Source organism: Fibrivirga algicola, from assembly GCF_011742925.1.
GTDB classification, from domain to species: Bacteria; Bacteroidota; Bacteroidia; order Cytophagales; family Spirosomataceae; genus Fibrella; species Fibrella algicola.
Window position 1 is genome coordinate 740,008 of the sequence record NZ_WAEL01000002.1, and the last position, 18,537, is coordinate 758,544.

Genomic DNA, 18,537 nt, shown 5'->3' on the forward strand with positions numbered 1-18,537 from the left:
GCTGAGTCTGCTCTCTATGTAAGTACGTTCGGTACTGCTTACGCGGCCAGAACGGCTTCGGCAAGAACCAGAACGCGATTACGCAATACTTCTACCACTCCACCATCGACGGTAAAGGTTTTCACCCCGCCCGATGTGGCAATGGTCACAGGTCCACGAGCCAGTGTGCTCACTAGCGGCGCGTGATCGTTCAGCACCTGAAACTGACCTTCCGATCCCGGAAATGTTACCGACGAAGCCTCGCCTGAAAATACCTTCCGGTCTGGGGTTATGATATCGAGTTGCATCTTATGAGAGTTAAGAGCGAAGAGTTGCTTCGCTTACGAAAGGAGTTAGCCAAGCAACTCTTAACTCTTAATTAGTTTATTGTCCTGCTTCCTTGATCAGACGCTCACCTTTGGCAACGGCGTCTTCGATGTTACCAACCAGGTTGAACGCCGACTCGGGCAAATGGTCATATTTGCCGTCGATGATCTCGTTGAAGCCTTTGATGGTTTCTTCGATAGGCACCAACACACCTTTCAGACCGGTGAACTGCTCGGCCACGAAGAACGGCTGCGACAGGAAGCGCTGAACCCGGCGGGCCCGGCTTACGACCAGCTTATCTTCTTCCGACAATTCTTCCAGACCAAGAATGGCGATGATATCCTGCAATTCTTTGTAGCGCTGCAGAATCTCTTTCACACGCTGTGCCGTACCGTAGTGCTTCTCGCCCAGTACTTCAGCCGACAGAATCCGTGACGTAGAGTCGAGCGGGTCAACGGCAGGGTAGATACCAAGTTCGGCTACTTTCCGGCTCAATACCGTCGTGGCGTCAAGGTGAGCAAACGTGGTTGCAGGGGCGGGGTCAGTCAAGTCATCGGCAGGTACGTATACGGCCTGTACGGATGTGATTGAACCACGCTTGGTCGACGTGATACGCTCCTGCATGGCACCCATTTCAGTAGCCAGCGTAGGCTGGTAACCTACGGCTGATGGCATCCGGCCCAGCAGGGCGGATACTTCTGAACCAGCTTGCGTGAAGCGGAAGATGTTATCGATAAAGAACAGGATGTCGCGGCCTTCACCTTCGCCTTCACCATCACGGTAATACTCGGCGATCGTCAGACCAGACAGGGCCACACGGGCACGGGCTCCGGGTGGTTCGTTCATCTGACCGAATACGAACGTAGCCTGCGATTGCTTCAGCTCTTCGTAATCAACTTTAGTCAGATCCCAACCGCCTTCTTCCATGCTGTGCTTGAACGCGTCACCGTATTTGATGATACCGGCTTCGATCATTTCGCGCATCAGGTCATTTCCTTCGCGGGTACGCTCACCTACACCAGCAAACACCGACAGACCTTCGTAGGCCTTGGCAATGTTGTTGATCAGTTCCTGGATCAATACGGTTTTACCTACACCGGCACCACCGAAGAGACCAATTTTACCACCTTTTACGTAGGGAGCCAGCAGGTCAATTACCTTGATACCCGTATACAGTACTTCGGTCGACGTGGCCAGGTCTTCAAACCGGGGAGCAGCCCGGTGAATCGATGACCGACGAGCGTTAGGCAGTGCGCCCAAACCGTCGATAGGCTCGCCTACGACGTTGAACAGACGGCCTTTGATGGCTTCGCCGATGGGCATTGTGATGGGGCTACCTAAGTCAACCACGTCCATGCCGCGCTGCAAACCTTCGGTCGAATCCATCGCAATGGCGCGAACACGATCTTCGCCAAGGTGCTGCTGGCACTCCATGATAACGACCTGGCCATCGGGCCGCGTTACCTTAAGGGCATCGAGAATAGCCGGAATCCGAGAGCCTTCTGCCTCGAAACTCACGTCTACAACCGGGCCAATCACCTGTGTGATCTTACCCGTATTGACTGCCGTTTCCGTAATCATTGGTATATGATAAATATGAAAAGTAAGAACCTATTTCAGCCCGCAAAAGTAGGAATAAAACCGCGTAATCGCAAAGTTCATTCAATAGGTAAGCGGCACAACCACAGGCCTAAACCAATTGTGCAAAAGGTTTTTAGCCCTTTCTGCGTAAAAACGGCTGATTTGTATTTTTTGGACAAAAACAAGGTTTGTCCAAATCTGTAGCGGCTCTTACCCTGATTCGCAACGGCGTAACCCCCAACCCTCTGAAGGGGGCCAAAGCGTTGCCTACTAAGTCGCGGAGCTTTAGCCCCTTTAGGGGTTAGGGGTTTACGCCGTTGCGAATTAAGGCCACAAAAAATGCCCGCCACTGATTAGAAGCGGGCATTTCATTAAAAGCAGGGTACGTTAGACCGTAGCTGGCTGAGGCTGAGGCTGCGCCTGAACCAGTTCAACGTCAGGCTTCGACTGATCGTCGAGCGTAACGCGACCACGCTCTTTACGAACGATCCGCGAATACAACGACACCTCCTGACTGAAGAGGAACATGAACAGCAACTTTACGTATGACGTGTGGTATTTGAGGGTATCATAAAACTCAGGAGCCGATTGCTTTAGCTGTGGCAGCTTATTCCAGGGTACTGACGGAAAATCGTGGTGTTCATTGTGGTAGCCTACGTTCAGGTTCACACCATTCAACTGACCATAATAGCTGTACGTTTCCTGCTCAGGGTCGAGGGTGAGGTAGTGCTCCTGGATCCAGCGGGCACCCAGTGGGTGCAAGCCAACCGAGAAAAACAGGCACATCACCATAAATGCCAGCGCTTTCCAGCCAAAGAAAACAACGATCAGTACGTCAAATACGAGTTGAACAACCACGTTGGCGACGACCCACTTGTCAATCACGGCCAGCTCGATGCAACGCAGGGTGCGAATGCCCTGGAAAATTGGGAATAACAACAGCCACAACGCCTTACCGATCGCGTAATTATTGATCAGCTTTGCTTCGTACCAATCGGGCAGATCGGCATCAAGCTCGTGAACACCCTGGAAGGCGTGGTGCTTGATGTGAAAATTCTTGAACGAGATAGCCGTTGGAAATACCGTTGGCAGGTTGGCCATGATACCCGTCCAGACGTTGGCGGCGGGCTTACGGAAGATTAAGTTGTGGGCTGCTTCGTGAATGCAGATAAACAGCGTATGGGCCGGAAATGCGCCAATGAACCAGGCAGCCGCTATGACCATCCACCAAGGTTGATCACGCAGGAACCACGCCATTGTGATAAGCATGGCTACACAGCCAAGAGCCACCCAAAACGTTGTAGGATTTTTTTGCCCGATCAGTTTCTTCACCTCCGGATGGGCTTTCATAATTTGCCGCGTTCTGATACGGTGAGGCTCTGACTTGGTTGAATAGGTAAAGTCGTTAACGAGTGTTGCCATGTTCTGTTTGCTGAAATCAAAGTCGGTAAAGCCGACTATGTTGTTTTGTTCTGTTACGGACTGACAAAAATAAACAGAATTGAGTGCACCTCAACGTGTATTTGTGATTTGTATACATGAATAGGTATCATTTTAAGATGCAGTTAATTAGACCAATGTCAACGTTTACGGTTGATGGTGCGTACTTCGGATAACCGTCATCTTATTATTGACCTAAAAAAAGACGTATCCGCTAGCAGCAGATACGTCTATCGATTGATTCGTAATCAACAAAATATAAAGCGTTCAGACCGTTTACAGCGTAAATGCGTAGCCGAGTGAGACACCTACACTGCGGTTGCGAACAGGCAGGTTAACCAGTGGCACTTTCAACTGGCGGGTCAGGCCGTAATCGTAGCGGGCTTCGACGAAGAATTTACCGGGGCCGGTTTCAGCTGAGATTCCTAGACCACCCACCGCGCTGACATCCCAGGGATTGAGCGTGTTACCGAAATCAAGATCGACATCCATGTTCTGGCTGGTAAAGAGCGCCGTTGCCCGGGTACGTACCCGACCGTTAACCGCATAGCCAACAGTAGGGCCGCCAAATACATAAGGCTGAACAGGGCCATCCGTTAAGTTTGCTTTCAGCAGAAAAGCCGTTTGGATCGATTGGGTCTGGTACGCTACCCGCGCTCCAATAGGAATATCGATGATACCCAGATCGAGACTCGTTCCTTCCCGGAGAACAAATCCTTTTTGAACATACCCCACTTCTGGTCGGAATGACACTCGGTTGCTTAGGGGAATATCAAGGAAAATGGCACCCGTAGGGCCGGGAGACAGTTCGGGCTGCACTGGTAAGTTCTTCAGCAATGATGGTTCTGAAACTGTGGCCCAGTTCACACCGCCCCGAAACCCGACCTGAACCTGGGCAACGGCAGACGAACTAACAAAAAGAGAAGCAACCGTGAAGGCAGAGCCAAGGAGAGTGTTTACAAACTGAGTTTTCATGATCAATAGGGTGGTTAAACTATGTGCATTCCGACAGGCTGTTCAACGGTAAGTCGGAAAGTAGAAGCGTGTTTTGTGGTTATTTGTAGCTTGGATAGCCCAACGTACCTGAAGGATTAATGGCTGACTAAAAATTTTTTCAGAAAGCCATTTCAAGTTTCTTTGCGCGTTCTCTTGATTTTATATTGTACTTTTCCTTGAAAACATTGTCATCAATTCCGGGATTAGTGTATTGCCCCTGTTCCTATGCGTTACGTTAAACCAACTCGCTTCAGTTACCTGCCTAAACCGCTCGACCGGCTCGATTTCATCGGTCTATTCGAGTGTGACCCGTTTGGCAACTGGCTGTTGTTCAGGCGTATTATCATAGCAGCGGTAGGGTGGTTTACGTATTTCCGGTACACAACGGTTAACCGAATCAAAATAGAAGGCACGGAACATCTGGAGAATTTGCCGATTAACAACGTCCTGTTCCTCTCGAATCACCAGACGTATTTTGCCGATGTGATTGCCTTCTTCCACGTCTTCTGTGCGGTGAAGTGGGGCTTTAAAGACACCATCTTGCCCCCGATGTACCTGTTGGCCCCCCGCGCCCGGCAGTATTATGTAGCAGCCAGCGAAACCATGCAGAAAGGCATTTTGGCCAAGATTTTTGCCCTGGGCGGCGCACTCACCATCGAACGCTCATGGCGGGCCGACGGGCGCGAAGTCCAGCGCAGTGTTGATACCTCGGCAGTAGATAAGATTCAGGTGGCACTCAAACACGGCTGGGTCGTTAGTTTTCCGCAAGGAACGACAAAGCCTTTCGCCCCAATCCGGAAGGGCACCGCTCACCTGATTATGGCCAATGATCCGATTGTGATTCCGGTTGTGATCAACGGATTTCGGCGAGCATTCGACAAGAAGGGATTGCGCTTTAAGAAGCGTAACACACAGCTTTCAATCCGTTTCAAAGCGCCGCTGGTTATTGGTCCCAGCGAGAGTGTAGAGGAAATTGTGGAGAAAGTCAGGAAGGCTATTGAGCAGGACATCCCCGGACGCATGGACTGGGTACAGGGGAAAGAAGGGTAAATTTAGTTTGATGTTTGTGGTTGTTCCGCTAGTTAGCCACTTCTGTAGAGTAGCGGAGTACCCACAAACAGTAAACGACAAATCAACCTCTTCCAACGGTTTTAGCGCTATTCGGGTCTTACGGGTACACTATTGTACCACTTTTCAACGCCTGTTATGAAATCGATCGTTGCCATCCTTAGCCTGGCCTGCCTGATGGGTTGCGCCAAATCTGCAGTAGAACCTACGGCCAGCTGTGTACCAACCGCCCGCCAAAACGTGGTTTGCCTTGCCCTGTATGATCCCGTTTGTGGGTGCGATGGACGTACCTATAGCAATAGCTGCGAAGCTCAGGCAGTTGGAATCAACACCTACACCACGGGAGCGTGCGCGGCAAAGTAGTTTCTAGTTTGCTGGTTGTCGTATGATGTTTGACGTTGCGTTGCCGATCTAAAGAACTTGTTAGTTAGCGGGGCAACGTCAAACATCATACGACAACCAGCAAACTACGTTTGAATATTCCCCACGTTAAATGCCTTTGTAATGGGCGCGTGATTAGCAGCTTCAATGCCGGTAGAAATGTAGCGGCGCGTCGCCAACGGATCAATTACGGCATCAACCCAGAGGCGGGCGGCGGCATAATAAGGTGACAGTTGGGCGTTGTACTGATCAGTGATCTTTTGCAGCAGTGCCTGTTCATCTTCAGGCGTAATGGTTTCACCTTTGGCCTTCAACGACGCCACCTGAATCTGCAACAGCGTTTTCGCCGCTGAGGCACCACTCATCACGGCCATCTGCGCTGTTGGCCAGGCAATCATCAGGCGGGGGTCATAAGCTCGTCCACAGAGGGCGTAGTTACCGGCGCCGTAGCTGTTACCGACCACAATCGTGAACTTGGGCACTACGGAGTTCGCCATGGCACTGACAAGTTTGGCACCGTCTTTAATGATGCCCCCCTGCTCGGCACGACTGCCCACCATGAAGCCCGTCACGTCCTGCATGAACACCAGTGGAATCTTCTTCTGGTTGCAGTTCATAATAAACCGGGCTGCTTTATCGGCTGCGTCGCCGTAGATCACGCCTCCCATCTGCATCTCGGTCGCTGCTGCACCGGGCGTACTTCCTCCCAAAGCGGCGCGAACTTTTGCCTTTACCACCTTTCGTTGATTGGCCACGATGCCTACTGCCCAACCGTTAATGCGGGCGTAACCACAGAGTAGCGACTGGCCGTAGTCAGGTTTGTATGGGTCAAATTCGGAGCTGTCGATGAGCCGATCGATGATCGCTTGCATGTCGTACGGCTTCACCCGGTCTTGTGGCAGCAGCGTATAGATTTCCGCGGGGTCGAGGGCGGGTAGTGCTGGCGTTGCGCGGCTGAAACCGGCTAATGGCTGACTACCCGTTTTATCGAGAATGCGTTTTATGGCGTCGAGGCAGCTTTGATCGTCGGGGTATTTATTATCAATTACACCCGAAATTTCCGTGTGCATGGCTGCTCCACCCAGCGTTTCAGCACCAACGTCTTCGCCAATTGACGATTTTACGAGATACGGTCCAGCCAGAAAAATAGAGCCGGTTCCTTCCACAATCAGGGCTTCGTCTGACATGATGGGCAAATACGCGCCCCCTGCCACACAGCTACCCATTACGGCCGCAACCTGCAACACGCCCATGGCCGAGAGGTGTGCGTTGTTACGAAACATCCGGCCGAAATGGTCTTTATCGGCAAAGACTTCATCCTGCAACGGCAGGTATACACCAGCGCTGTCGACCAGGTAAATAATGGGCAGGCGGTTCTCCATGGCTATTTCCTGCGCCCGGAGATTCTTTTTGGCCGTAATCGGAAACCAGGCCCCGGCTTTCACCGTGGCATCATTCGCAACGATTACGCAAAGTCGTCCGGATACATACCCAAGGCCCGTGACCACGCCACCTGAGGGACAGCCACCGTGTTCGGTATACATGCCATCCCCTGCGAACAAGCCGATTTCCAGAAATTCGCTGCCAGGGTCGATCAAGTACGTGATCCGCTCGCGTGCGGTCAGTTTTCCCTTTTTGTGTTGATCGTCCAGTTTTTTTTGGCCACCGCCGAGTTGGGTTCGTGCGGTTTGCTGAGTTAATTTGTCGAGAAGAAGTTGCATAAGGCTTAAAACGAAAAGCCGAAGGTGGTGTTTAATTAGGTATGCGCCAAACCGCTACGTATCGTATTACTGTTGCCCGGTTCCTACTGCTGGTTCAGCTCTTCATGCTGACCAATGCCGTAGTGTTCCGGCATGCCCACCGGCTGCCCGACGGTACGATTGTCGTTCACGCGCATCCGTTCCTGCCGAAGGCGCTGGGAGGTGCGGGGTCAGACCCGATTCAGCCAAATAACCACAGCAAGCAGCAACTGATCTGGCTCGATGCCATGACCGACGTGGCCTATCCGTTTACGGAACCCACGTTTTTCGCGTTCCAGGCACCAGAGCAACCTTGTCTACCCGCCCCTACGTCCGCCGTTCATGCACAGGTACGTTGGGCTGAATTCACCTGTTTTTCACATCGAGGACCACCGTTGGGGTAAGCTTCCGCTTGCTGATTTTTCAACCAACGTAGTTTCTCTATGAAGATTTTACTCCTCATGGTGGCCTGTCTCGGGCTGCCTGTTTCTGTTTGTATTGCCCAAAACAGCCTGGCCGGTCGTGTTACGCACGGTGAATCAGGCGAGGCCGTCATTGGGGCGGCCATCTACCTTCCCGACCTACGACTCGGGGCCACCACCGATGTTGACGGGGCTTATCGGCTCACCAACCTGCCCACAGGTACGTTCACCGTGCAGGTCAGCTACATTTCGCATAAAACGCTAATCAAAAGCGTGACGGTAAACGCCACCACCACGCAGGATTTCGTCATGGAAAATGCTTCACAGATGCTCGAAGAAGTCATCGTGTCGGGAGCGTCAACCAAAACGATCATTCGCGAGAGTCCGGTGCCGATTGCCGCCATGTCGCAACTGCGGCTGATGCAGCAAAGCTCTACAAACCTGATCGATGCCGTGTCGAAGCTGCCGGGGATGTCGCAGGTGACAACGGGCGCGGGCCTGAGTAAGCCCATCATTCGTGGTCTGGGCTTCAACCGGGTAATTACCATGCACGACGGAATCAGGCAGGAAGACAACCAGTGGGGCGAAGAACACAGTATCCAGCTCGACGAATATTCGATTGACCGCTACGAAGTGATTCGGGGTGCGGGTAGTCTGATGTACGGCTCTGATGGCCTGGGTGGGGTTGTTACGGCCCTATCGCCACGTCCGGTCGAAGAAGGTAAAATTCGGGGGCGGGTGCTGACCAGTTACCAGAGCAATCATGGGCTGCTGGGTGCCTCGGTGCAGGCGGCGGGGAATCAGAACGGCTTTGTCTGGCTGGGAACGGCCTCGACCAAATCGGCGGGGAATTACCAGAACCGGGCTGATGGTAACGTGTACGGCTCTAACTACGCCGATCTTCTGGATCTTAGTGGGTATGTTGGTTTGAACAAACGTTGGGGGTATTCGCGCCTGTATTTCCTCCGAACTGAGCAGAAGTTCAACATCATCAACGGTACCCGTGATCCTAAAACGGGCCGCTTCACCACTGCGTCGATCCTGCCTGGTGGTCAGGTGGCCGACCGCCCCGTTTCTGATGAGGAGCTGACGAGTCGGGAGTTCCTGCCGTTCAACTCACAGCGACTGGTAAACGCCAAAATCTCGTTAAACAACCTGTTCCAGTTCCAAAATGGCGGCTCACTGACCGTCAACTTAAGCTACGCCCGCAACCGTCGCGATGAGTTCGCCGACGTGCTTCGCCCCAATCAGGCACAACTGGGTCTGTTTCTGTACACCAATTACTACGACGTTCGCTACAATTTCCCGACAAAAAACAACCTCGAACTAACCGTTGGCAGCAACGGCATGCAGCAGTCGCTCGATAACCAGGGGTACCAGGCATTGTACCCCAATTATACCCTGTTTGATAACGGCGAGTTTGTGTTTCTAAAGAAGAACATTGGCAAGCTGAAGCTCAGCGGCGGTGCGCGTTTTGATGTTCGCTTACTAACAATTGGCTCATTGTTTATTGATGAAAACGGCGCGTTTCAGGTACGTTCGCAGGGGCCAACGAGTCAGCGTTTTGCCGGGGCTGACAAAACGTACCGAAACATATCGGCGAGCCTTGGCGGCGTGTATTCGGTGACTGAAAAGCTGAACGTCCGGGCCAACGTCTCGCGCGGATTTCGGGCGCCAACGGTGCCGGAATTATCGTCGAACGGGGTTCACGCAGGTACATTTCGGTACGAGATCGGAAAGCTCGACGCGGTGCCGGAGGTGGCGTATCAGGGCGATCTGGGTCTTACCTACGAGAGCAAAAGCTGGTACGTCGATCTGAGTTTGTTCCAGAACAGCATCCAGAATTACATCTATTCGGAACGGGTACTAAACCGAGCGGGTACCGATTCGCTGTTTCAAAGCAATATTCCCGTGTTCCGCTACGCGCAGGGAGACGCCCGCCTACAGGGTCTCGAAGGTATGGTGACCTACAATCCGGCCTCGGCGCGGTGGTTCAGCCTTACGCAAACGTACTCGTCGGTGTTCGGGCGTAACCTATCTGCCACCACAGCTGATGCTCAGTATTTGCCGTTTATGCCGGCCCCACGCTGGGTAACGCAACTGCGCCTCACCCGTGACCGGATCAGCAACCGCTTCCGTAATCTGTACGCGACCATGGACGTAGAAATTACGCAGCGACAGGACCGTTTTCTGGCGGCGTCGAATACCGAAACGGCCACACCAGGTTATACACTGGTGCACATTGGTGCCGGTGGCGACGTAACGGGCAACCGGAAACAGACGTTGTTTTCGGTCTATTTCTCAACCACCAATCTGTTCGATGTCATCTACCAAGCTCACCAAAGTCGCCTGAAATACCTCGATCCCAACAACGCCACCGGTCGTATCGGCGTATTCAATCTGGGCCGGAATATGAGTTTGAAAGTAGTGGTACCGTTTTAGTAGTAGTTGGGAGTTCTCACTGATGATGTCTTCCAGTGCTTTATACTGCCCCTATTGACTACGTCCGGGCCTAGCAAGCTATCATGAACGTTACCCAACATGCGCTTGTTTTGCTGACCAGAAGGCGTCCGCTACCTTTGCGGACGCCTTCTTTATGAAGACGCTTTTCAAAAACAGACCATGTTTCTGACTTTAATGAAATCAAAGTTGCACCGCGTAAAGGTCACTCAGGCTGAGTTGAACTACGTGGGCAGCATTACCATCGACGAAGACCTGATGGACGCAGTGGGCCTGCTGGAAAACGAGCAGGTACATATTGTAAACAACAATAATGGCGAACGACTCATCACCTATGTCATTAAGGGTGAGCGCGGTACGGGTATTATTTGCCTGAACGGAGCCGCCGCCCGCCGTGCTCAACCCGGCGACATTATCATCATTATTTCATACTGCATGCTCACGGACGAAGAAGCCAAAACGCATAAGCCGCTGGTAGTCTTTCCCGACGAAAACAACCGATTAGTAACCGGCGGACAGGCAGCAAGAGGGTAAACTTTAAGTTTGTGGTTTAAGATTTGTGGTTTGATGTCGCGCTGCTAAATCAACTAGTTGTGCCCTAGCAGCGTACCCGAAGACGTCAAACCACAAAGCGCAACCATCAGTCTATGAAAAACATTCTTACGTACGCCATTTCCCTCGCTGTGGCCGGGGGGCTTCTCTGGTTTGTCTTCAAAGACATCGACCTGAACGCCATGTTCGCGGCCCTTGGTCAGGCTAATCTGTTCTGGGTAGGCGTATACGCCGTCATTGCCATGATAGCCCATTGGAGCCGGGGCGTACGCTGGAGTCTGTTGCTCGAACCTGTTACAGGCCATCGTCCATCGCAATTTGATTCAACGCTGGCGGTTATGACTGGCTATTTCGCCAACCTGCTCATTCCCCGGATGGGCGAGGTAACGCGCTGCGGCACCATGAACCGGCTCGAAGGCGTACCGGTCAACGTCAGCTTTGGTACCGTTGTGGCCGAGCGTATTTTCGACGTTATCATGCTCGTTGCGGTTATTGGCCTCACGCTCGTGCTGGAATTTAGCCGCCTCAGCGATCTGGTCTTCGGTCTTTTCGCCGGTAAAGGTGGCAACGGTAGTCGCACAGGGCTTTACCTGCTGCTGGCCGTTGGTATTGGCGGGGCCGTTGTAGCCTGGTTTCTGTACAATAAATACAAGGAGGTACTCCGGCGAAATGCGCTGTTTGTAAAAGTAGAAACGTTTGTGCTTGGCCTCATCGACGGCCTGTTGAGCGTCCGCAAGCTTCGCCAGCCTGGACTGTTTGTGTTTCATACGCTTCTGATCTGGGTGATGTACTACCTGTCGATGTACGTGCTGTTCTTTGCCATGCCCCAAACAGCCAACCTCGGCCCGCTGGCGGCGCTGACGATCCTGATGATGGGTACTATTGGGATGGCTGCGCCCACGCAGGGCGGCCTGGGTGCGTTCAACATCATGGTAGGTTCGGCACTGGTGATTTACGGCCTGACGCAGCAGGATGGCCAAACGCTGGCTACACTGATGCTGCTCTCGCAGTGGGCTGTTGTGATCGTGTTTGGCGGTCTGTCGTTTCTGATCGTCTTGAGCAAGGCTAAAAAAGCAGGTGCCGAAGTAGGTACGTCGCCGGTTAGTGCCGAGTAGTATTTCCGTTCAACGTCCTGGTATGACTTCTCAAAAAATTGTTTCGCGCGATGCCGCGGCGGCACAGGTACGTACCTGGCATGCTGAGGGACAACGTGTGGTGTTTACCAATGGCTGCTTCGACATCGTTCATCTGGGTCATATCGATTACCTTGAGAAAGCCCGTGCGTTAGGCGACAAACTCGTGCTCGGTCTGAACACGGACGCGTCGGTTAGCTGCATCAAAGGCCCGCTACGCCCGGTGGTGAATGAGCAGGCCCGCGCACGCCTGATGGCCGCTCTACAGTTTGTTGATCTGGTTACGCTTTTTGGCGAACCTACCCCACTGGAGTTGATCGAGACGCTCCGGCCCGACGTGTTAGTGAAAGGTGACGATTACACCGTAGCCACCATCGTGGGGGCTGATTTTGTGCTGGGCAACGGCGGCCGCGTTGAAACCATCGCGCTGGTTCCGGGTTATTCTACTAGCTCCCTGATCCAGAAAATCGTCGAAGCCTACGGTTGATTATCGGCGCCCGGACTGGATGAGTGGTTGGCTGATTGGCACATTTTCCGGCTGCCTTCTGTTCTATTTGTAGGTAATCGAATCAGGAGTTGACCTAGATTACCATCCACTAAACTAACTTGAAGACCATGCCTGGTGCATACATCTTAATGATTATCCTGTTCCTTGTAGGCCTGTTTGTTCAATGGCGTCTCAAGAGCAAATTCACTGAATATTCGCAGATCGCGCTGAGCAGCGGCCTTACGGGTGCCGAAGTAGCGCAGAAAATGCTGTACGAAAACGGCGTAACTGACGTGCGGGTACTCTCTGTAGACGGTCAGCTTACCGACCACTACAACCCGCAGGACAAAACCGTGAACCTCTCGCCTGATGTCTATCACGGACGGAGTGTGATGGCGGCGGCCGTAGCGGCACACGAATGTGGACACGCGGTACAGCACAAAGTAGCCTACGGTCCGTTGCAGTTTCGATCAGCCATCGTACCCTTTGTCAGCATCTCATCGCAGTATATGCAATGGATTCTGCTGGCCGGTATTCTTATGATCAACAGCACGCTGATTCCCCTGACCATTGGGGTAGGCCTGTTTGCGGTGACAACTCTGTTCAGCTTCATCACGCTGCCCGTCGAGTTCGATGCCAGCAAGCGCGCACTAGCCTGGATTGAAAGCCGCGGCGTGGTATCGCCACGCGAGTATGGCGTGGCGAAAGACGGCCTGAAGTGGGCAGCTATGACCTACGTCGTTGCCGCGCTAAGCTCGCTGGCTACATTGCTCTACTACGTGAGCATCCTGAACGGCCGCAGCCGCGACTAAGTAATCTTGTTTATCTTGAAAGCCAGGTACGTTGCTGTACCTGGCTTTTTTTGTGGCTATCTTACTTCATTACACAACACGCCACAGCTGCTTATGTCATCTACGCCAGGCCACCTTCTTATACTAACCCGGTTTTGTTTATTGCTTGCCTTGTCCGGGCGGGTTGCATACGGCCAGAGTACCCCAACTCCTCTATCCACTACCGCCACTGGCCCCACCATCTGGTTCACTGGCGACATGACTGATGTAACGACAACCACATCGCCCGGTATTCTGCTGGCTGGGGGCAGTACTGATGTCGACGATGCCATGCGTTGGTTTCTCAGAAAATCGGGTGGGGGCGATGTGGTTGTTCTGCGGGCCAGCGGGGCCGACGGCTACAACACGTACCTGTATTCGACACTAGGCGAAACGGTAAACTCAGTCGAAACCATCTTACTCAACTCAGCTGCGTGGGTAAACGATGAGCGTGTGGTGCAGACAATCCGAAATGCCGAGGCCTTGTTCATTGCCGGTGGCGACCAGGGGAAATACGTCAGCTTCTGGAAAGACTCGAAGGTAGAAGACGCGATCAACTACCTCATCAATACGAAGAAAGTACCCGTAGGCGGCACCAACGCAGGTTGTGCCATCCTCGGCGCTATCTATTACCCTGTTTTCAATGAAAGCCTGGCCTCTGCCGAAGCCCTTTCTGATCCTTACCACACGAACCTGATGCTGGGTAAAAACAACTTTGTGAATGCGCCGTTCCTGGCCAACACCATCACCGATACACACTTCGCCCAACGCAACCGCCAGGGACGTCTGGTGGCCTTTTTGGCCCGTATGCAAACCGATTGGCACATCACCGGGCGGGGCATTGGTATCAGCGAAAAGACGGCGGTGGCCATTGAACCAACGGGCGTAGCGACGGTCTTCGGCTCAAGTGTGGCTTATTTCGCTACGCCGTCTGGTTCCGGCAAACCTGAACAATGCGTCGCCGGAAAGCGCCTCGCTTGGTCCGCCAAAGGCAAAGCCATCCGCATCGTAGAGGTGCAGGGTTCAGGTACGTTCAACCTGAAAACCTGGGACACCCCAGCGGGTAGTCCAGTTAGGTATTGGTATGTGGAAGACGGGGGGTTGCAGATGCAACCCTAAGTAGCCATCACATTAATCCCAACGTTACTTTACGTCCAAAATCACTGCACTCATGGCGGGTATTACCAGCGGCTGCGTTAACGGTTGCGTTTGGTCGGTCTGTATGTTACGGGCAGTTTTATGGCCGCTCAGCAGTTCGGCGTAATGGGCTGTATTTAGCGTCTTCGACTCGCTATTTTTATTCATAACGACCATAATCTTTTGCAACGCATTGTGGCGGAAATACACGTAGACGCCGTTGCTGGCAGCAAAATGAGTGAGTTTTCCCGTGTGCAGAACGGGCGTACGTCGCCGCCACTGCAGTAACTGCTTTAGAAACTGTTGCGCTTCCAACTGCCGATCGGTCAGACCTTTACCAGTAAACGCACTGGCGGTATGATCAGGCCAGCCGCCGGGCATCTCACCCCTGATTTCGTCGTGACGGTCGCTCTTTGGATTGGTCATCAGAATTTCGGTACCGTAGAAAAACTGCGGAATACCGCGTGTGGTCAGTAGCTGAATCATCCCCATTTTCCATCGGTCGAACTTCTCGTTGATCTGGGTGTAAAACCGGCTCATGTCGTGATTATCCGGGAAGACAACCAGGTTAGTTGGATTTTCGTACAGGAAGTCGAGCGCCAGGGTCTGATAGAGCTTCATCAGCCCCTGGTTGTAGACCTTATCATCTTCGTTGAGGGCACTGACCAGGGCATTTTGCTGCGGAAAATCGAACATATTCGGCATGTATGATACGTAGCCGTTTCGGTTCTGTTTGCCCTTCTGCCAAAATGCGATGATTGCCGGGTTCATCGACCACTCCTCACCTACCATCGAAAAATTCGGGTATTCCTGCATCACCCGTCGCGACCATTCGGCCATGAACGCTTTGTCGGGGTACGGGTACGTATCCATACGGATCCCGTGCAGATCAGCGTATTCGATCCACCAAATCGTATTCTGAATCAGGTATTGAGCCAGCAAGGGATTGCGCTGGTTCATATCAGGCATAGACGGAACAAACCAGCCATCGGCAAATAGTTTTTTATCGTATTCCGAAGCGTGAGGGTCCTGGTTTGTCTCGCGGGAATGATTCGTTATCTGGGGCTTGTCCTGGTAGTTGAGCCAGTCGTCGGTGGGCAGGTCGGCCATCCACCAGTGGCCCGAACCGCAATGATTCATGATCATGTCGATCACCAGCTTGATGCCCTTTTTCTGCGCCGCTTTCGATAGGGTACGGTAATCTTCGTTGGTCCCAAAGCGCGGATCAACTTTGTAGAAATCGGTGCTGGCGTAACCGTGGTACGACGCCTGCGGCATCTTGTTTTCGATCAGCGGGTTAATCCACAAAGCCGTAAAGCCCATGTCGTTGATGTAATCCAGATTATCGATTATCCCCTGAATATCACCACCATGCCGAGTATCCCGTCCTGTTCTGCTGGCTGGGTCGGGCATGCCGGGTACGTTATCATTGGCTGGATCCCCGTTGGCAAAACGGTCGGGCGTAATCAGGTACATGACGTCGGCTGGCGTGTAGCCCTGCCGTTGGGCCGAGCCTGTTGAGCGCGCCTTCAGTTCATACTGATACGTAAATACCGCTTGCCCGTTTTTCAGAAACTGGATCGGGAACGTACCTGGCTTTGCTGTTGGGCTAACCACCAGGTCGATGAACAGGTAGTTCGGGCTTTTCACCTTCGTCACCTTCATCAGTTTCACCCCCGTAAAAGCCAACTTCGGCTGTGTTTCAGCAATGGCTGGCGCATGAATCAACAATTGCAGGCGGGTGTCTTTCATGCCCACCCACCAGAAGGCAGGTTCAACCCGCTGAGCAACAAGGGCAAAACGAGTAATCAGTACTAAAGAAGAGACTAGTAGCAGCCGGTATATAGTCATGGCGGAGTTTGCAAACCTTAAAATTACTCACTGTCGGCCAATCAATACAGCACTGGGTTGAGCGCAGTGTCGATTACCTGACCAATCCGGGCACCGGGGCACCAGGTATGCCAGTCGTTTTCCTGGTTTTTATTGATGGGCTGTTGCAGCACCATGTCACGATCCATATAAATGACGGTCATTACTTTGCGCATCTGGTCAGTTACGTTGGCACCAGCGCGGTGAAAGACCCAGCCCGAGTGGAAACTCACTTCGCCCAAGTCGAACGGCTCAATAACATGCTTGAAATCGGTGACGCGCAGCTTGGCCGCAATGAGTTTTTCGCTATCGTCGCCGATGCTCAGTTCTCGGCCTTCCACGATCTGGTGGCTACCGGCGCTAAATTCGAGTGGACCCATCTCCAGCGGAACGGGCTGAAGCGGAATCCAGGCCGTAATAGTTTTGTCGCTACTAAGCGGCCAGTAATATTGATCAGCATGCCAGGGTGTAATGCCGCCGCCCCCCTCCTTGAAGAGCGCCTGATCGTGGTACATCCGCACGCCGTCTACCTGCATCAGGTCGGCAGCGATTTTGGCGAGTCGCTTGCTGAACACAAATGCTCTTACGGCGTCGTTTTCGCGCCAGAGGTTGAAGAGTTGCAGGAACGCTTTTCCGTAGGTGTCACGCTCGTCAAGTGCAGTGGTCACGGTGTTCATCTTGGCCACCTGCTCGCTGATGACATCATTGTAACGAGCCAGCGTTTCGGCATCGAATACGTTTTTCAGCTTGATGAACCGGTTGGTCTGGTAGAAATTAATCTGTTCGGGACTGAGTTCGTACGGCGTATCGAGTAGGTTCATGGATCGACAGGTTTGACAGGAATTACGTTGCCGGGTAATGTACCTGACAGCTCCACAAAATTGATTAAAACTTAGCGCCTGCCGTTTTACATATTTATGCTGCAATTATTCGAATATTACCAGTATCGACTATGTTTGGGCCGTGAAGTGGTAATATGCAGGCAGAAATAAGCTACATTGGCTGGTTGTCGTGTTGCTTTCATAGGATAAATACTTCGTGCTGTAGGCCGTTCGACTCGCGAAGCTGACCCAGCTCACGAAGCAACGTACTCAGCAAAGCAACAGGCTTGCGGAACAACCAGCAGGTATTCTCCCACGTTAACCCTTTTGCTCGTTCACTCCATATGCGCCCTGAACTTGAACTTGGTATCACGAACCTGCCGAATGCATCGTTTAAAGGGTTTCGGCTGTATCAGCCTGCGTTTGAGTCACACTGGCATTACCATCCTGAACTCGAACTGGTGTATTTCGCAAAGGGGAAGGGCGTGCGGTTTATCGGTGATGATATTTCATTGTATAGCGAAGGCGATCTCTTTCTGATTGGCGAAAGTCTGCCACACACATTTGTGAGCTACGGCGAAGAAACCACACCCCTGGTCGAGGCATTTTGTATTCAATTTCCGAAGGGTCTGTTCGACTCGTTTGCGGAGTGCAGACCAGTACAGGCCCTATTCCAGGAAGCCAAACGGGGCCTTGCCTTCCCCAAACCCAGCGACCTTGTTATTGAGAAAATTCGGGAAGCGGTGATGGCTACAGGTACGTTAGCCCTGGTTAGGTTGCTTGAACTGCTGGAGCTATTAAGAGTCGAACCGGAGCGGCTTCCTATCTTACAACCAGGCTATGAACGGCAGGCTGCTCTGGCCGACGCATCGACTCGCCTCCGCACGGCCATCGACTACATTAATGCGCATTACCAACGCCCCATTTCGCTACAGGAAATTTCCGGTAAATGTCATTTTTCGCCAAACGCCTTCTGCCGATGGTTCAAAAAAAACATGGGTTTAACGTTTATCGACTACGTGAACAAGGTACGTCTGACGCACGTCTGCCAGTTGCTGACATCAACTGATTGGCCCATCAGCCAGATTGCCCTTCAGGCCGGTTTTGATAATATCAGTACGCTGAATCGTCTCTTCCTGGTCAAACTGGGTACGTCTCCGGGGAGGTACAGGAACGATACGTTGAGAATCTAAAAACGCCCAATGGCTTTGCTGAGTTAACTGTTGGTATTCTGGGGGAGCCGCTGTTCATTGCGCATTCTTCACTGTCATGCCTAATTTGGCAGCGACCAATAGGCTTTTAAAAACGGCTATCG

At 52.5% G+C, this 18,537-nt stretch carries 17 protein-coding genes; 10 read left to right on the forward strand and 7 right to left on the reverse strand.

The window, feature by feature from the left end; all coding sequences use genetic code 11:
- Positions 1 to 38: 38 nt before the first annotated feature.
- From atpC to F7231_RS08245, 4 genes are all read right to left on the reverse strand, one after another.
- On the reverse strand, positions 39 to 287 hold the full coding sequence (atpC, locus tag F7231_RS08230) for an ATP synthase F1 subunit epsilon (RefSeq protein WP_085411989.1): 249 nt from the start codon (positions 285 to 287) through the stop codon (positions 39 to 41).
- A gap of 76 nt (positions 288 to 363) precedes the next feature.
- A complete protein-coding gene (gene atpD / locus F7231_RS08235) occupies positions 364 to 1,887 on the reverse strand; it encodes a F0F1 ATP synthase subunit beta (protein ID WP_085411988.1) in 1,524 nt (507 codons plus the stop codon).
- Positions 1,888 to 2,274: 387 nt separating this feature from the next.
- Entirely contained in the window at positions 2,275 to 3,309 is a 1,035-nt protein-coding gene (locus F7231_RS08240) for a fatty acid desaturase (protein ID WP_166691542.1), read from the reverse strand.
- A gap of 294 nt (positions 3,310 to 3,603) precedes the next feature.
- Positions 3,604 to 4,302 (reverse strand): porin family protein, encoded by a 699-nt coding sequence (locus F7231_RS08245; RefSeq protein WP_166691543.1) that lies wholly within the window; start codon positions 4,300 to 4,302, stop codon positions 3,604 to 3,606.
- Positions 4,303 to 4,548: 246 nt separating this feature from the next.
- Here F7231_RS08245 and F7231_RS08250 point away from each other — a divergent pair, with 246 nt between their 5' ends.
- Positions 4,549 to 5,373, forward strand: coding sequence for a lysophospholipid acyltransferase family protein (locus tag F7231_RS08250; protein WP_166691544.1), 825 nt, complete (start codon positions 4,549 to 4,551; stop codon positions 5,371 to 5,373).
- A gap of 156 nt (positions 5,374 to 5,529) precedes the next feature.
- Complete coding sequence (locus tag F7231_RS08255) at positions 5,530 to 5,754, forward strand: Kazal-type serine protease inhibitor family protein (protein ID WP_166691545.1); 225 nt, start codon at positions 5,530 to 5,532, stop codon at positions 5,752 to 5,754.
- 104 nt (positions 5,755 to 5,858) lie between these two features.
- Here F7231_RS08255 and F7231_RS08260 read toward each other — a convergent pair whose 3' ends face one another.
- Positions 5,859 to 7,493: an acyl-CoA carboxylase subunit beta gene (locus F7231_RS08260; protein WP_166691546.1), complete on the reverse strand. Its 1,635-nt coding sequence runs from the start codon at positions 7,491 to 7,493 to the stop codon at positions 5,859 to 5,861.
- A 41-nt stretch (positions 7,494 to 7,534) separates the two neighbouring features.
- Here F7231_RS08260 and F7231_RS08265 point away from each other — a divergent pair, with 41 nt between their 5' ends.
- The 7 genes from F7231_RS08265 to F7231_RS08295 all read left to right on the forward strand — a co-directional run bounded on the left by F7231_RS08265 (position 7,535) and on the right by F7231_RS08295 (position 14,514).
- Positions 7,535 to 7,915, forward strand: coding sequence for a DUF8478 family putative metalloprotein (locus F7231_RS08265; protein WP_166691547.1), 381 nt, complete (start codon positions 7,535 to 7,537; stop codon positions 7,913 to 7,915).
- Between the two features lie 39 nt (positions 7,916 to 7,954).
- The gene (locus F7231_RS08270) at positions 7,955 to 10,375 is read left to right on the forward strand and encodes a TonB-dependent receptor (RefSeq protein ID WP_208295551.1); all 2,421 of its coding nucleotides are present in this window, start codon (positions 7,955 to 7,957) and stop codon (positions 10,373 to 10,375) included.
- A 180-nt stretch (positions 10,376 to 10,555) separates the two neighbouring features.
- Positions 10,556 to 10,927 carry an aspartate 1-decarboxylase gene (gene panD / locus F7231_RS08275; protein ID WP_085411980.1) on the forward strand — a complete coding sequence of 124 codons (372 nt, stop codon included), beginning with the start codon at positions 10,556 to 10,558 and terminating at the stop codon, positions 10,925 to 10,927.
- A 113-nt stretch (positions 10,928 to 11,040) separates the two neighbouring features.
- Positions 11,041 to 12,060 (forward strand): lysylphosphatidylglycerol synthase transmembrane domain-containing protein, encoded by a 1,020-nt coding sequence (locus tag F7231_RS08280; RefSeq protein WP_166691548.1) that lies wholly within the window; start codon positions 11,041 to 11,043, stop codon positions 12,058 to 12,060.
- Between the two features lie 22 nt (positions 12,061 to 12,082).
- Positions 12,083 to 12,565, forward strand: a complete 483-nt coding sequence (rfaE2, locus tag F7231_RS08285; RefSeq protein WP_085411978.1) for a D-glycero-beta-D-manno-heptose 1-phosphate adenylyltransferase — start codon at positions 12,083 to 12,085, stop codon at positions 12,563 to 12,565.
- A gap of 149 nt (positions 12,566 to 12,714) precedes the next feature.
- The gene (locus F7231_RS08290) at positions 12,715 to 13,377 is read left to right on the forward strand and encodes a zinc metallopeptidase (RefSeq protein ID WP_085411977.1); all 663 of its coding nucleotides are present in this window, start codon (positions 12,715 to 12,717) and stop codon (positions 13,375 to 13,377) included.
- 93 nt (positions 13,378 to 13,470) lie between these two features.
- Positions 13,471 to 14,514: a cyanophycinase gene (locus F7231_RS08295; protein WP_166691549.1), complete on the forward strand. Its 1,044-nt coding sequence runs from the start codon at positions 13,471 to 13,473 to the stop codon at positions 14,512 to 14,514.
- A 24-nt stretch (positions 14,515 to 14,538) separates the two neighbouring features.
- Here F7231_RS08295 and F7231_RS08300 read toward each other — a convergent pair whose 3' ends face one another.
- Both F7231_RS08300 and F7231_RS08305 read right to left on the reverse strand, forming a co-directional pair.
- The gene (locus F7231_RS08300; RefSeq protein WP_166691550.1) at positions 14,539 to 16,383 is read right to left on the reverse strand and encodes a glycoside hydrolase family 13 protein; all 1,845 of its coding nucleotides are present in this window, start codon (positions 16,381 to 16,383) and stop codon (positions 14,539 to 14,541) included.
- A gap of 41 nt (positions 16,384 to 16,424) precedes the next feature.
- Positions 16,425 to 17,222 (reverse strand): phytanoyl-CoA dioxygenase family protein, encoded by a 798-nt coding sequence (locus tag F7231_RS08305; RefSeq protein WP_085411974.1) that lies wholly within the window; start codon positions 17,220 to 17,222, stop codon positions 16,425 to 16,427.
- 344 nt (positions 17,223 to 17,566) lie between these two features.
- On the opposite strand from F7231_RS08305, the gene F7231_RS08310 reads away from it, so the two are divergent.
- Positions 17,567 to 18,415: a helix-turn-helix domain-containing protein gene (locus F7231_RS08310; protein ID WP_166691551.1), complete on the forward strand. Its 849-nt coding sequence runs from the start codon at positions 17,567 to 17,569 to the stop codon at positions 18,413 to 18,415.
- Positions 18,416 to 18,537 lie beyond the last annotated feature (122 nt).

Bases quoted from the DNA above. Each gene is read 5' to 3' on its own strand.
- F7231_RS08300 (WP_166691550.1), bottom strand. From the start codon at position 16,383: ATGACTATATACCGGCTGCTACTAGTCTCTTCTTTAGTACTGATTACT.
- F7231_RS08290 (WP_085411977.1), top strand. From the start codon at position 12,715: ATGATTATCCTGTTCCTTGTAGGCCTGTTTGTTCAATGGCGTCTCAAG.
- F7231_RS08250 (WP_166691544.1), top strand. From the start codon at position 4,549: ATGCGTTACGTTAAACCAACTCGCTTCAGTTACCTGCCTAAACCGCTC.
- F7231_RS08260 (WP_166691546.1), bottom strand. From the start codon at position 7,493: ATGCAACTTCTTCTCGACAAATTAACTCAGCAAACCGCACGAACCCAA.
- F7231_RS08270 (WP_208295551.1), top strand. From the start codon at position 7,955: ATGAAGATTTTACTCCTCATGGTGGCCTGTCTCGGGCTGCCTGTTTCT.
- panD (WP_085411980.1), top strand. From the start codon at position 10,556: ATGTTTCTGACTTTAATGAAATCAAAGTTGCACCGCGTAAAGGTCACT.
- atpD (WP_085411988.1), bottom strand. From the start codon at position 1,887: ATGATTACGGAAACGGCAGTCAATACGGGTAAGATCACACAGGTGATT.
- F7231_RS08245 (WP_166691543.1), bottom strand. From the start codon at position 4,302: ATGAAAACTCAGTTTGTAAACACTCTCCTTGGCTCTGCCTTCACGGTT.
- F7231_RS08295 (WP_166691549.1), top strand. From the start codon at position 13,471: ATGTCATCTACGCCAGGCCACCTTCTTATACTAACCCGGTTTTGTTTA.
- F7231_RS08255 (WP_166691545.1), top strand. From the start codon at position 5,530: ATGAAATCGATCGTTGCCATCCTTAGCCTGGCCTGCCTGATGGGTTGC.
- rfaE2 (WP_085411978.1), top strand. From the start codon at position 12,083: ATGACTTCTCAAAAAATTGTTTCGCGCGATGCCGCGGCGGCACAGGTA.
- F7231_RS08305 (WP_085411974.1), bottom strand. From the start codon at position 17,222: ATGAACCTACTCGATACGCCGTACGAACTCAGTCCCGAACAGATTAAT.
- F7231_RS08280 (WP_166691548.1), top strand. From the start codon at position 11,041: ATGAAAAACATTCTTACGTACGCCATTTCCCTCGCTGTGGCCGGGGGG.
- F7231_RS08310 (WP_166691551.1), top strand. From the start codon at position 17,567: ATGCGCCCTGAACTTGAACTTGGTATCACGAACCTGCCGAATGCATCG.
- F7231_RS08240 (WP_166691542.1), bottom strand. From the start codon at position 3,309: ATGGCAACACTCGTTAACGACTTTACCTATTCAACCAAGTCAGAGCCT.
- atpC (WP_085411989.1), bottom strand. From the start codon at position 287: ATGCAACTCGATATCATAACCCCAGACCGGAAGGTATTTTCAGGCGAG.
- F7231_RS08265 (WP_166691547.1), top strand. From the start codon at position 7,535: ATGCGCCAAACCGCTACGTATCGTATTACTGTTGCCCGGTTCCTACTG.